This is a genomic window from Streptomyces sp. NBC_00341, assembly GCF_041435055.1.
In the GTDB taxonomy this organism is placed as follows: domain Bacteria; phylum Actinomycetota; class Actinomycetes; order Streptomycetales; family Streptomycetaceae; genus Streptomyces.
Window position 1 is genome coordinate 8,160,597 of the sequence record NZ_CP108002.1, and the last position, 13,041, is coordinate 8,173,637.

The window sequence follows — 13,041 nt, forward strand, 5'->3', positions numbered from 1 at the left end:
GGCTGCCGAACAGTGGGACTCGGTATCAGATCCGGCATCGTGTGTGTGCATGCTCAATGCCTTCCGGTCCCGGTTTCCGGAGAGCGGCGTTCGAGCACACTCGTGAACGTGGGTGCGGAGTCGACCCCGCACAGTGCCCGTCCGAGGTTCTCCAGCCACGTGTCGATGGTGTGGGCCGCGTGCAGGCTGCCGGCGCGGCAGTTCCTGGCGATCAACTGCAGGGGCTGTCGTTTGGCGATCGCGGACGCCCCGGAGGAGTGAAAGAGCGTCTCGACGGCCGAGCTGCAGGCATCCCAGACGTAGGCGACGTCGGTGTGGAACTGGAGGACCTCACGATCGGTGGGATCCACGCCCTGGCGATCACACTCGTCCAGAGCGGCGATCGCGGCATCGGCCACCAGGCCCGCGGCCCGGATCTGGCTGTGTACTCGGCCGACGGTGAGATGGGTGATGGGGGCATCGGTCTGGTTCCCGTACGGCGAGTAGGGGATGGTTCGCCTCCCGAGCCCTGCGAGGAAGACCTCCATGGCATGGTCGGCCATGCCCAGCGCCGTGCCCGCGCCCGTCACGAGCGAACGGGCGAGGCCTCCTCGCCGCGGCCCGAGCCCCTGCGCGGTGAGTTCGTCGATGCGCGAGGCGAGCAGGGTGGGTGTGCTGAACCGTTCGTCGGGTACGAAGAGTTCACCGTCGGTCGCGACTGTCTGGCTGCCCGTGGCTGCGAGTCCCATGGCGTCCCAGTCGTCCTTGGCGACGAGTGAGTCCTTCGGCACGAGGACCATGCCGACCTTCGTGTCGTCGGTGGGGTCGCAATACACGGCGAGATACCCGTGAGACGCGTGGACGCTCCCGGTCGAGAACGGCCACTTCCCCTCGACCATCCAGCCGCCGTCCACGCGCCGCGCGGTTCCCGACATCCGTCGGCTGGAGCCCCCCACAGCGAACGTGCGGTTGCCGACCCAGGGCGACTCGTACACGGGCGCGACGACGTCGTCGGCGAAGGAGAAGCTCCACAGGTTTCCCCCTGCGGCTGCCCACACGACCCACGAGGTCGCCCCGCATCCCGCACCGAGGGCGCGGTAGATGTCGTGCAGTTCCCGCGTGGTGAAGTCCGCGCCACCGAGGCGCTTCGGTGTGGTCAGGCTGAAGACACCGGCCGCGTCGAGCCGCTCGATGTTCTCCTGGGGGATGCGGCGCTGTCGCTCTGCCACCGGCTGCTGGTCGCGGAGCCAGGGCTGCAGTTCCGTGATGCGGCCGACCATCTCTTCAGCTGGTGAAGGGTGCGTGTTCGAGTTGCTGCCCATGGTCTCGGTCCTCGCGATCTTCTAGTGGTGCACGTCCGGATACGTCGGTCCGGCGCTCAGGAGCAGTGGTCGTGTCCTTCGGGGTGTGGGTGTCGGGGCGGATCAGGAGGGCCAGGTATCGCCCGAGGACGGCACTCCGCCGAATCCGGCCACCCGTCGCAGGGACGGATCTGAACCGTCGCGCCGCCCCACCGAGGCATCGGGGTGGTCGTCGAACCAGCCGTCCGCGGGGTACCTGTACATCCAGTCGACGAGAAGCCGACGGCGGGCAATCAGCCACACACCGTCACGTCGCTCGAAGCGGTCGAGATAGCGGGCCCAGAGCTTGACGCACTCGCCCTTCCACTGGTGGCTCTCCGAGCCCTGGTGATCAGCCTGGAGATACGTCTCGACGTGGGCGATGTCGGGGCCGTCGAACTCGATCAGGCTGTTTCCGAGCAGATGCATGGTCCGGACGAACCGCGGCATCTCACCGGCCAGGAACTCGATGAATCCGGCCACGGGACCGATGTGCAGGCTCTCGGGGAACTGGACCCAGGCATCCTCGTGGAACGCGCTGCGCACGAGGTCCATGTCGACCCTGTCGAGGCCGCGACAGTAACGGAGAAGAGCGTCGTGGATGTGAGCGCGAGCACTCAGTTCGTCGATGTTCATGATTTCCTCTCACCGAAGACGAATCCCTCAGGCAGGCCCTGCGGGGGACCTGAACCGACTCAGGGCTTCTTCGCGGGCAGGACAGGCAGCTGTACGTAGCTCGGATGGTTCGGGCCGGTGTGGATCGTGTTGTGCGCACCGTCGTGATAGGCGGAGTCGTAGGCATGGCGCATTCCATGCCCGACGCCTGTGTACGGCTGGACGTCGATACGGATGCGATGTCCCTTCCTCACCAGACCGGTATTCGGAATGATCTCTATCTCCACGGGTACGATCTCGCCGTTCCGAAGCGGGGCGTAGTCGTCGCGCAGATGTGTGTGCTTCGGCCGGAAGTCCGTTGTCCGCTCGAGGTCCAAGGTGCGGTGCGAGGCCTTGAGCCATCCCTTGGCCAGCGGGTAGAACCGAGTGGAGATGCCGGGAATCAGAGCCGGTCCGCAGAAGTCGACCTCGCGGTCGTCGGCGTCCAGCACGCGCACGGACACATAGATGTCCATGTCGTCGCTCGTGCTCGCCATCCACAGCACCGCCGTGCTGTATCCGGCGAGCACCGTGTCCTCCTCCAGGGGCGCGCTGACGAATGTCGCCCCCGGACTGCACGGCGCCGTGGCCACCGCGCCTTCACCGGACGCCGGCGGGAAGCGGGGTGCGGTCGGATCCACTTCCGCGGAGTAGGTCACGGACCCGTCGGCTTCGGGCGTGGCCCGTGCCAGACGCAGAACGTTGTCGCATGGCAGGTCGAGGTCCGGACCGCCTGGAGAGGCGTCGAGGTACCACCGCACGTACCGCGTGCGCGCTACCGGCCACTCGTGCTCCTCCTGAACGTAGGAGCCGCCCCGTCCCGTCCGGATCTCCAGACGGACCGGGGGCCTGTCCATGATCCCGTTGTCGATCCCCTTGAGCCAGTGATCGAAGAAGGCCATGTGATCCTCGACCGCAGCGGTCGAGTAGGACTTCAGGAACCAGTCCTCCCAGAAGTCGATCTTCTTGTTCGACGTGATGGAGTTCAGGTAGGTCTCGCTGCTGCCGAGTTGGTGGAAGTTGCCGGGATGCGTGGTCGCGGCCACCGTCCAGAGGGGCACGGTCACTTCGCTCAGATCCGGGCTCATCAGCACTTCGGACCGGGGCCCGAAGGCCGCTGAGGGATCCGAGTCCTTGAAGGGGTTGGCCCTGGCGATCCCCAGGAAGTCCTTCGCGTCGACCTCGCCGCAGATCGCCGGAACGATCCCGTGCTGGAACCATCCGGGGAAGAACTCCTCATTGAGGATTCCCCCGGTGTACATGACCTCCTCATAGAGGTCCGTGTCCGTGCCGATCGCGATCATGGCCCTGAGATGCGGCGGATCGAGGCTGGCCACCGCGTGCTGGCTCACCGCGTAGTACGACATCCCCCACAAGCCGACATTGCCGTTCGACCAGGGTTGTGCCGAGGCCCATTCGATGGCGTCGTAGTACGCCTCCGCCTCGTCGATTCCCCAGATCCCGAGGGTTCCGGGGCTCTTGCCGGCGCCAGGGCTGTCGACGCGGACGAGTGCGTAACCTCGCGGGATCCACGCTTCCGTATTGATGCTCTCGTGGTTCTCGTACTCGTACCCGTCCGGATTTCCGCGGAAGTACCGTTCCTCCATCTCCTCGTGGCGCTCGGCATCCGAGTCGCTGCTGATGGAGTGATGGACGAAAGCCCTCCCGTAGACCCCGCAGTTCATGACGACGGGAACCGGATCCGTGCTGTCGGGACGATAGACGTCCGCGTACACGAAGGAGCCGTTGCGCAGTGGGATCCTGACATCGCGAAAGCGGCGGATGCCAAGGACGCTGCGCCGCACCTCGTTGCGTGCCGCTGACGGCGAAGCGAGCCGACGAGGTGCGGTGTCGGTGTACACCTTTGCCCGGTTCAGATCCTCGATCAGTTTCGCGACGGTCGGATCGTCGGTGAACGCCTGGACGGGATCGGCCGGCCCGCCCGGGAGCGAAGCGAGCCCGTAGCGGAAGTCGATGGGCCGGCCGCCCACGAGGTCGTGGGTTTCCGGAGTGATGTGAATCCCGTGGTCCGGGCTGATGTTGCGATTGAGCGTGAGCAGGAAACGGGCGATGTTCGTCAGCCCTGGATCGGACAGCTTGTCGATGTTGCCGTCGACCCGTGCCACGATGTCCGCGAGGGTGACCCTCTGCGCCCCGCGTGCCGCACCGATCAGGACCGTTCCGACCGAGAAGACGACGACCTCGCCGTCCCTGAACTCGAATGTGCCGTCGTCGTCCGTGAAGCCGGAGCGGGTGGGGGTCTCGAACCGCAGCCCGACGACGGGTCCTGCGAATCTTCCTGTGCGCAGCATGACTCTCTGCCTTCGAGGTCGGGACATGGTGGGATCGTGTTGCCTGTGGGCCGGTGGCGGCGCTTGTCGGGCGGACCGTCAGACGCTGGCCAGTCGGCGGAACCTGCTGCCGTGGAACACGAGCGGGGAGGTGTCCGGCGTCGCGCTGAGGCCGTGGATCTCCATCAGCACGATGTCGTGGTCACCACAAGGGACCTCTTCGCGGATCGTGCAGTCCAGCCACAGCGTCGCACCGTCGACGAAGATGCTGCCGTCGTCGGAAGCGAACCAGTCCGTGCCGGCGAAGCGGTCGGTCGCCTTGCTCGCCAGTCGCGCGCAGATCTCGTCCTGCCCCTCGGCCAGTACGCTCAGCCCCAGGCGCGGCTGCTCCCGTAGCTTGGGCCAGGTGGTCGAGGTGTGCTGAATGCACATGGATACCAGTGGGGGCTCCATGGATACCGACGTGAACGAGCTCGCTGCCAGCCCCACGGGCTCGCCGTCGTAGCGCGCACACACCGCTGCGACTCCTGAGGGAAAGCACCCGAAGGCCCGCCGCAGCTGGTCGGCCGCCGTCACCGGCTCGATACCTCTCACTTCAATCTCCTCGTTCGGCAGGTGCCGGGCGTCCGCCTCGGTCGAGGTGGGCGTGCTCACTCGGGTACCGCCAGGTAGTGCGGGATGGTGCTGATGATGGGGAACCGCGCAGGCGAGGTGCCTGGAAAGCCGGTGACGAGGCTGCCGATGTCGAGCCGCGCACTCGGTTGCCGCAACTTCCGCCTTGGCGGACCCGGCCGGTCACGCTGGTGCCTCGCGAACGTGACACGCGCGTGAGGCATGTCCTGAACACTAATTCCTGCCGCTAAAATGTCAACACTTTTTTCGGCAGGGTCTGTGCGTCACTCTTGGATCCGCCGATTTACATGGCTCTTTGCGGGATTGTGTTGCGAGAGAAGCCTGATCGTCCATCGATGGGATGGCGAAGCTGTGCACACTTGAGTGCTTCGCTTCGTCGCGATGGGATCGGCCCGCGTGCCGGAGCGCGCCGGTGCGCTATGCCTGCGTCGGGGCATGGACCAGCCAGCCTCGGATGGTTTCGGCGTCGGCGCCGAGGGCCGGCGGCGGCACGTGGTCGACACGGGTGGTTTCTGTCTCCGTGCCCGCTGTGTCCACGGTGAAAGTGCGCAGGGCGGATCCGGGGAGCGAGATCTTTCCCAGGCTCTCGTGCTCGACGTCGATGAGCAGTCGCTGTGAGCGGGTCTGTTCCCATGCGTAGACCTCGTCCAGCGCTCGGACCCGGCCGGCGGGTACACCGGCATCGGCGAGTCGTCGCAGCAGCTCATCGGGCTCGAAGCGCGTAAACGCGGACTCCAGCAGTGCGGTCAGATCGTCCCGATGTGCCACGCGGTCGGTGTTGGTCCCGTACCGCGAGTCGTCGTCGGTCAGATCGAACGCCGCGCAGAGACGGCCCCACATGGCGTCATTGCCACAGGCGATCTGCACGCTGCCGCCCGCGCAGCGGAACAGTCCGTACGGAGCGATGGCGGGGTGGTGGTTGCCTTGTGCGGTGCCGACCTCGCCGGCGACGGTCCACCGGGTGCCCTGGAACGCGTGAGCGGCCACGACGGAGGCGAGCAGTGAGGTGCGCACGATCTGTCCACGACCGCTGCGATCACGTTCCCGCAGTGCGGCGAGGACGCCGAAGGCCCCGTTCATCCCGGCCATGAGATCGGCGATCGGCACGCCGACGCGCTGGGGATGGGCCGGGTCCGGTCCGGTGACCGACATCAACCCCGCTTCGCCCTGGGCGATCTGGTCATAGCCGGCGCGATGGGCCTCGGGTCCGTCGTGCCCGAACCCGCTGATCGAGAGCACCACCAGACGCGGGTTGAGCTCCATCAGTCGATCGGTGCCGAATCCCAGTCGCTGCAACGCTCCGGGTTTGTAGTTCTCCATGAGGATGTCGGCCCGTTCGACGAGCTGGGCCAGCACCTGCGCGTCCTCGTCGCACTTCAGATTGAGTGTGATCGATTCCTTGTTGCGGTTGCAGGACAGGAAATAGGTCGACACGGGGGTCCCGTCGTCCCCGCCGACGAACGGTGGTCCCCAGGAGCGGGTGTCGTCCCCGGCGGGGCTCTCGACCTTGATCACGCGGGCCCCGAGGTCGGCCAGCATCATGGAGGCCTGCGGTCCGGCCAGGGCGCGGGTGAGGTCGACGACGAGCAGTCCGTCGAGCGCCCCGCTCACGACTGGGCCCCAGCGTCACTCGTCGGCGGAGCGGCCGGGTTCGGCCGGATGACGAGCATGCTCGCAGGCAGGTTGGTGGAGTTCTCCACACTGCGAACCGAGCCGGCCGGGAGTCGTGCGCCGTCGAGAGCGCGGAGCGTGTGCGTGCGGCCGTCGCCGTCGGTCAGGGTCAGCGTGCCGGTCAGTACGAGGTAGAGGGTTTCCGCGGGGACGGGTGAGAGGTCCGCCCGGCCGCCGGGCAAGTAGTGCGACAGGGCGACCGTCACGGCGCCGGTGTAGTCCTGGCCACCGAACAGATGGACCGGGCCGACGCCATGGTGTCCGGCAGGTTGGAAGGGCTGTCCCTCTTCGAGAGGGGCGATGTCTATCGACATGAGCGTGCACTCGATTCTGGCTGAGCGTGCAGGCCGGGCGCTTGCGCTGACGGGCCGCGGGCGGGGCCGGCGGGTGGGAGACGTGTACCTGTCCATGGGCCCGGCGCCCTCGGATGCGGGGCGGGCGGCGATGGACGGCCAGTCCTCGGACCGGACCCCGTTGCCATGAGGCGGACGCGGTGACGTCACTGCCTGTGCGCGACCGCCGTGGCCGGCTCTGCGGAATGGGTGGCGGTCAGGAGCACCATAGGCGCACTGGGACTAAAAATGTCAACATTGATGTCCCTCTGGTGCGTGGGGAGCTGGGTGTCTGCGTGCCACGCGGCAGGGTGGTGCTCGATGAGGGCCCCGGGTGTGGTGGAGATTCTTGTGCTTCAACGTGGAGCGCTCGGGGATCGCTCGCGCCTCGTGCCGCGTCGCCCGAACCCTGCCGCCCCATAGGGCGGCCTTGCGCGTCGGGGCGGGATCGGGTTACTGCCCAATGGGTAAAGTGTTGACACTTTGAGGGCGACTTCCACTATTCTGCTCAGGGCGGCGACTCCTTTCACCAGACCGGTCGCGCACACTCGTGGCTCCCGAGCCCGAGACGCTTCAGCCGGCGACGACAAGACCCCGCGAAGCCCCTGCATCCGCTGAGCGGACGCGGGGTGCCCCGCCTTGGCCACCCTGCTGATCCCAGGGGCGGTCGGCACGTCCCACCGGCTGGGGAGACGCCATCGCTACCAACGATCTTGTGAGGGCCTCCATGACAGTTCTGCCTGACGAAGGCCTGCCGCTTGCCGGAGATTTCCCCAGCGCCTCTCCCGAGCAGTGGCAGGCCCTTGTGCGCGGTGTCCTGCGCAGAGCGGGGGAGGAGTCCGCGGACTTCACCGTGGATGAAGCTCTGTCGACCTTCGTGGAGGACGGGATCGTCACCCAGCCCCTGTACACGGCAGACGACGCGGCACCCGATCCAGGATTCCCCGGTCTCGCCCCGTTCGTACGCGGGGCGCGTGCCGCGGGCAACAGCGACGCCGGCTGGGACGTGCGGCAGCGGCACACGGTGTCGGACAACTCCGCCGTCCTGACCGATCTGGAGAACGGCGTCACCTCGCTCTGGCTCGTCGTGGGCTCCGAAGGCATCCCCGCGACCGCGCTCAACCGGGTTCTTGACGGCGTGCATCTCGCCCTGGCACCGGTCGCCCTCGACGCGGGTGGCGAGACCGCCTCGGCGTCGGCCGAACTGCTGCGCCTGTACGAGGCGCGGGGGGTGGCGCGCGGGGATGCCCGGGGCAATCTGGGCGCGGATCCGCTGGGCCACGAGGCCCGTACCGGTGAGGTGCTCGACTTCGAAATGGCTGCCTATCTGGCGCGGCGTTGTGCCGACACGTATCCCGGACTGCGAGCGCTGACCGTGGACGCTTTGCCCTACCACGAAGCCGGTGGCTCGGCCGCCCAGGAGTTGGGGTGTTCGCTGGCGACCGGCGTCGCGTACCTGCGTGAACTGACCCGGGCGGGGCTGAGCGTCGAACGAGCCACCTCACAGCTGGAGTTCCGCTACGCGGCCACTGCTGACCAGTTCCTGACCATCGCCAAGCTGCGGGCCGCACGGCGGCTGTGGGCGCGCGTGGCGGAGACCTGCGGTATCCCTCACCGGGGAGGCCAGTTCCAGCATGTCGTGACCTCATCGGTGATGATGACGCGTCGGGACCCCTGGGTGAACATGTTGCGCACCACGATCGCGATGCTCTCGGCAGGTGTGGGCGGCGCGGACGCCGTCACCGTGCTTCCGTTCGACGACGCACTCGGCCTGCCCGACGGGTTCGCTCGACGGATCGCCCGCAACACGTCGGCCATCCTCATCGAGGAGTCGCATCTGTCACGGGTGATCGACCCGGCAGGCGGTTCCTGGTACGTGGAGAGCCTTACCGACCAACTCGCACACGCAGGCTGGGACTTCTTCCAGGCCATTGAGCGCACGGGCGGGCAGCGGAAAGCTGTCCGGTCCGGCATGGTCGGTGAGAAGCTCGCCGCAACCTGGTCCGCCCGCGCGAGGCGACTCGCCACACGCGAGGAACCGATCACCGGAGTCAGCGAGTTCCCGCACCTGGCCGAGAATCCGGTGGCACGTACGCCAGGCCACCGGTCGTCGACCGGCGGACTGCCCCGCGTCCGGCGCGACGACGAGTTCGACGTTCTGCGTGCACGCTCCGACGCACACTTCGCAACGACCGGCAGCCGTCCGCGGATATACCTGACCGGTATCGGAACCGTGGCGGAGCACACGGCTCGCCTCACCTTCGCAGCCAACCTGTTCCAGGCGGGCGGCATCGAACCCGTCACGGGTGGACGTCTCGCCGAGAGCGGGACACACCATGCCTGCATCTGTGGCAGCGACGAGGACTACGAAGCCCAGGCAGCCACCGTCGCCTCGGAGCTCAGAACCGAAGGCGCGGAGTACGTCCTCCTGACGGGCGGACCGGGACCGTACCTGGGCGTCGACGCCTATGTCTTCGCCGGTGGTGATGCGGTCGCCGCCCTGTCAGCCGCCCTCGACCGCATGGGAGTGTCCCGATGAATATCCCCGACTTCTCCGGGATCGCTCTGGGAGTCCCGTCCGTCGACGGCGGAGCAGATGAGTGGCAGACGGCCCTGAAGGATGTGGCCCCGACAGGCATCCCGCACTGGGAGACGCCGGAGGGCATCCCGGTCAAGCCGCTGTACACCGGGCAGGACCTGGAGGGCATCGACTTCCTGGGGACGTATCCGGGGGTGGCACCGTATCTGCGGGGCCCGTACCCGACGATGTATGTGAATCAGCCCTGGACGATCCGGCAGTACGCGGGGTTCTCCACCGCTGAGGAGTCCAATGCCTTCTACCGCCGTAACCTGGCGGCGGGGCAGAAGGGGCTGTCGGTCGCGTTCGATCTGCCGACCCACCGGGGCTACGACAGCGACCATCCCCGGGTGACCGGCGATGTCGGCATGGCGGGGGTGGCGATCGACTCGATCTACGACATGCGCCAGCTGTTCGAGGGCATCCCGCTGGACCGGATGTCGGTGTCGATGACGATGAACGGGGCGGTGCTGCCGGTGCTGGCGCTGTACATCGTGGCCGCGGAGGAACAGGGCGTGCCGCCGGAGAAGCTGGCCGGGACCATTCAGAACGACATTCTGAAGGAGTTCATGGTCCGCAACACCTACATCTATCCGCCGAAGCCGTCGATGCGGATCATCTCGGACATCTTCGCGTTCACCTCGCAGAGGATGCCGCGCTACAACTCGATTTCCATCTCGGGCTATCACATCCAGGAGGCCGGGGCGACGGCCGATCTGGAGCTGGCCTACACCCTGGCCGACGGGGTCGAATACCTGCGCGCCGGACGCGACACCGGCCTGGATGTGGACGCGTTCGCGCCCCGGCTGTCGTTCTTCTGGGCGATCGGCATGAACTTCTTCATGGAGATCGCGAAGTTGCGGGCGGCCCGGCTGTTGTGGGCCAAGCTGGTCAAGGAGTTCGAGCCCAATAACCCCAAGTCCCTTTCACTGCGCACCCATTCGCAGACGTCGGGGTGGTCGCTGACCGCGCAGGACGTGTTCAATAACGTCACCCGCACCTGTGTGGAGGCGATGGCCGCGACCCAGGGCCACACCCAGTCGCTCCACACCAACGCCCTCGACGAGGCGCTCGCGCTGCCCACCGACTTCTCGGCCCGCATCGCCCGCAACACTCAGCTGCTGCTCCAGCAGGAGTCCGGCACGGGCCGGGTCATCGACCCCTGGGGCGGCAGCGCGTACGTGGAGAAGCTGACCTACGACCTGGCGCGGCGGGCCTGGCAGCACATCGAGGAGGTCGAGGCGGCGGGCGGCATGGCCAAGGCCATTGACGCCGGTATCCCCAAACTCCGCATCGAGGAGGCCGCCGCCCGCACCCAGGCCCGGATCGACTCCGGACGCCAGCCGGTCATCGGCGTCAACAAGTACCGCGTCGAGACCGACGAGAAGATCGACGTCCTCAAGGTCGACAACACCTCGGTCCGCACCCAGCAGATCGAAAAGCTCCGCCGACTGCGCGAAGAGCGGGACGAGACCGCCTGCCAGGACGCGCTGCGCGCGCTGACGGACGCGGCGGGCCGGGAGCCCGGCCCGGGGCTGGAGGGCAATCTGCTGGCGCTGGCCGTGGACGCGGCGCGGGCGATGGCGACGGTGGGCGAGATCTCGGACGCGCTGGAGAAGGTGTACGGGCGGCACTCGGGCCAGATCCGTACGATCTCGGGTGTGTACCGCAACGAGGCAGGGGAGTCACCGTCGGTGGACCGCACCCGCGCGCTGGTCGACGCGTTCGAGGAGGCCGAGGGACGCCGGCCGCGGATCCTGGTCGCCAAGATGGGCCAGGACGGGCACGACCGCGGCCAGAAGGTGATCGCGACCGCCTTCGCCGACCTGGGCTTCGACGTGGACGTGGGCCCGCTGTTCCAGACGCCGGGCGAGGTCGCCCGGCAGGCGGTCGAGGCGGACGTGCACATCGTCGGCGTCTCCTCCCTGGCCGCCGGCCACCTCACCCTCGTACCCGCACTCCGCGAGGAACTCGCCGCCGAAGGTCGCGAGGACATCATGATCGTGGTCGGCGGAGTCATCCCGCCGTCCGACATCGAGGCCCTGCACGAGGCAGGTGCGGCAGCCGTGTTCCCGCCCGGGACGGTGATCCCGGACGCGGCCCACGATCTGGTGACGCGGCTCGGCGCCTCACTCGGCCACGAGGCTCTGTCCGGGACCGAAACGTCATGAAGCTCGATCTCGACATGTACGTCGAGGGGTGTTCGCCGGCAGGCGGGCCGTTGTCGCGCGTGCTGTCACACTCGTCGAGTCCGCCCAGCCCGATCAGAGGGAGCTGGCCCAGCGGCTGTTGACCCGGTTGAACCGGGTCGCCGTGCTCGCCGTGGACCCGTCCTCTGCAGGGCATCAAGAAGGGTGTCCTGGAGCTGGCCGACGTCATCGCAGTGAACAAGGCCGACGGTCCGCACGAGACGGAGGCTCTGTCCCGATCCAGACGTCCGGTCCCTGGTGCCGGCACTGGAAGAACTGGTCAGAAGCGGAGAGCTGACGCCCGCGCTGGCCGCTGAGTACATCTGGACGCCCTTCACGAGGATCGCGATGTCGTTCGGAGGGCGAGGGCGCCGTCGCATCGTAGCGTGGTGTCAACATTTTGCAGTGCATGGTGCGCGAAGAGGTTGTTTCCTCGGTGCGGTAGGCGTGGCAGGACTGTGATGTCGCGCCGGTCATGTGACGACGTCATCGGAAAGTGTCGGCAGTCCTGCGGACCGAGTCGGCTACGGTAGTACCGCAACCAGTCCGCGGTCTAGAGACCGATCGGACGTCGAAGCGTGGGAGAGGCCAGCACACGATGACAGCAGGGTCGGTCGAGGTGGCGGACAAGCTCGCCCATCCCGACGAGGTGAGCAGAGCCCATCATGCTGTGCGGCGGGCGATCATGCGCGGCGAACTGCGGGCCGGAGATCCTCTGTCCCAGGTCGAGCTCGCCCGGCAGCTCGGGGTGAGCCGCGGGCCATTGCGTGAAGCGCTCAGAATTCTGCAGCGTGAGGGCTTCATCCAGCAGGAATCCCAGCACCGTGCCCGGGTGGCGACGTTCAGCGACGACGACCTCGACGAGCTGTACGCCATGCGTATCAGTCTCGAAGCGCTGGCTGTAGGAATCGCCGTGCCGCGGATGACTGAGGAACATCTTCACCGCATCGACCAGCTACTGCACGAGATGGACGAGACGGCGCGCACTGGCGACGTTGAGCAGTGGGAATGCCCGCACGAAGCGTTTCACCGCGCGCTGGTCCACCCTTCCGGCGAGCGCCTGGAGCGGGAACTCGCCCTGCTGTCCGACCATGCCACGCGGTATCGCATGGCCTTCGTCACCTGGAATCCGCTCGAGTGGCAAGCCGGCACGAGCGAGCAGCACCACAAGATCGCCGAGGCGGTCATGGCGCGCGACCCGGATGCCGCCGCCCTGGCGCTGGCGAACCACCTGGGCCGAACGGCTCTCGTGGTGCTCTCCATGGCATCACCCACGTTCGAGCCCGTGCGGGTACGCAGGGCCCTCTCCGCTGTGTGCGGCCGGTAGCCGCACCACCTGGGCGGGCAAGGTGCGTTCGGAGAGGGCCGGACGCC

The 13,041-nt window shown here is 67.5% G+C and carries 9 protein-coding genes and 1 pseudogene; 4 read left to right on the forward strand and 6 right to left on the reverse strand.

The window, feature by feature from the left end; translation table 11 throughout:
• Positions 1-53 precede the first annotated feature (53 nt).
• The 6 genes from OG892_RS36445 to OG892_RS36470 form a co-directional block, all read right to left on the reverse strand.
• Positions 54-1,301, reverse strand: coding sequence for an acyl-CoA dehydrogenase family protein (locus tag OG892_RS36445; RefSeq protein WP_079193296.1), 1,248 nt, complete (start codon positions 1,299-1,301; stop codon positions 54-56).
• Between the two features lie 102 nt (positions 1,302-1,403).
• On the reverse strand, positions 1,404-1,955 hold the full coding sequence (locus tag OG892_RS36450; RefSeq protein ID WP_073734170.1) for a nuclear transport factor 2 family protein: 552 nt from the start codon (positions 1,953-1,955) through the stop codon (positions 1,404-1,406).
• A 59-nt stretch (positions 1,956-2,014) separates the two neighbouring features.
• The gene (locus OG892_RS36455; RefSeq protein WP_371631323.1) at positions 2,015-4,099 is read right to left on the reverse strand and encodes a CocE/NonD family hydrolase; all 2,085 of its coding nucleotides are present in this window, start codon (positions 4,097-4,099) and stop codon (positions 2,015-2,017) included.
• Positions 4,100-4,363: 264 nt separating this feature from the next.
• Positions 4,364-4,918, reverse strand: coding sequence for a flavin reductase family protein (locus OG892_RS36460; protein WP_328864441.1), 555 nt, complete (start codon positions 4,916-4,918; stop codon positions 4,364-4,366).
• A 396-nt stretch (positions 4,919-5,314) separates the two neighbouring features.
• Entirely contained in the window at positions 5,315-6,508 is a 1,194-nt protein-coding gene (locus tag OG892_RS36465) for a CaiB/BaiF CoA-transferase family protein (RefSeq protein WP_073734168.1), read from the reverse strand.
• Positions 6,505-6,882, reverse strand: a complete 378-nt coding sequence (locus OG892_RS36470; protein WP_079193295.1) for a cupin domain-containing protein — start codon at positions 6,880-6,882, stop codon at positions 6,505-6,507. The genes OG892_RS36465 and OG892_RS36470 overlap by 4 nt, the downstream gene beginning before the upstream one ends.
• Positions 6,883-7,627: 745 nt before the next feature.
• Between OG892_RS36470 and OG892_RS36475 the strand changes: the two genes are divergently transcribed.
• From OG892_RS36475 to OG892_RS36490, 4 genes and pseudogenes are all read left to right on the forward strand, one after another.
• Positions 7,628-9,439 (forward strand): methylmalonyl-CoA mutase family protein, encoded by a 1,812-nt coding sequence (locus OG892_RS36475; protein WP_371631324.1) that lies wholly within the window; start codon positions 7,628-7,630, stop codon positions 9,437-9,439.
• Positions 9,436-11,649, forward strand: a complete 2,214-nt coding sequence (gene scpA / locus OG892_RS36480; protein ID WP_371631325.1) for a methylmalonyl-CoA mutase — start codon at positions 9,436-9,438, stop codon at positions 11,647-11,649. Before OG892_RS36475 ends, scpA begins: the two co-directional genes overlap by 4 nt.
• A 164-nt stretch (positions 11,650-11,813) precedes the next feature.
• Positions 11,814-11,912 (forward strand): annotated as a pseudogene (locus tag OG892_RS36485) (methylmalonyl Co-A mutase-associated GTPase MeaB); the annotation flags it as partial.
• Between the two features lie 374 nt (positions 11,913-12,286).
• Positions 12,287-12,994, forward strand: coding sequence for a GntR family transcriptional regulator (locus OG892_RS36490; protein WP_158072228.1), 708 nt, complete (start codon positions 12,287-12,289; stop codon positions 12,992-12,994).
• Positions 12,995-13,041: the final 47 nt, after the last annotated feature.

Excerpts from the sequence above, each read along its gene's own strand:
- OG892_RS36445 (WP_079193296.1), bottom strand. The coding sequence starts at position 1,301 with ATGGGCAGCAACTCGAACACGCACCCTTCACCAGCTGAAGAGATGGTC.
- scpA (WP_371631325.1), top strand. The coding sequence starts at position 9,436 with ATGAATATCCCCGACTTCTCCGGGATCGCTCTGGGAGTCCCGTCCGTC.
- OG892_RS36475 (WP_371631324.1), top strand. The coding sequence starts at position 7,628 with ATGACAGTTCTGCCTGACGAAGGCCTGCCGCTTGCCGGAGATTTCCCC.
- OG892_RS36470 (WP_079193295.1), bottom strand. The coding sequence starts at position 6,882 with ATGTCGATAGACATCGCCCCTCTCGAAGAGGGACAGCCCTTCCAACCT.
- OG892_RS36450 (WP_073734170.1), bottom strand. The coding sequence starts at position 1,955 with ATGAACATCGACGAACTGAGTGCTCGCGCTCACATCCACGACGCTCTT.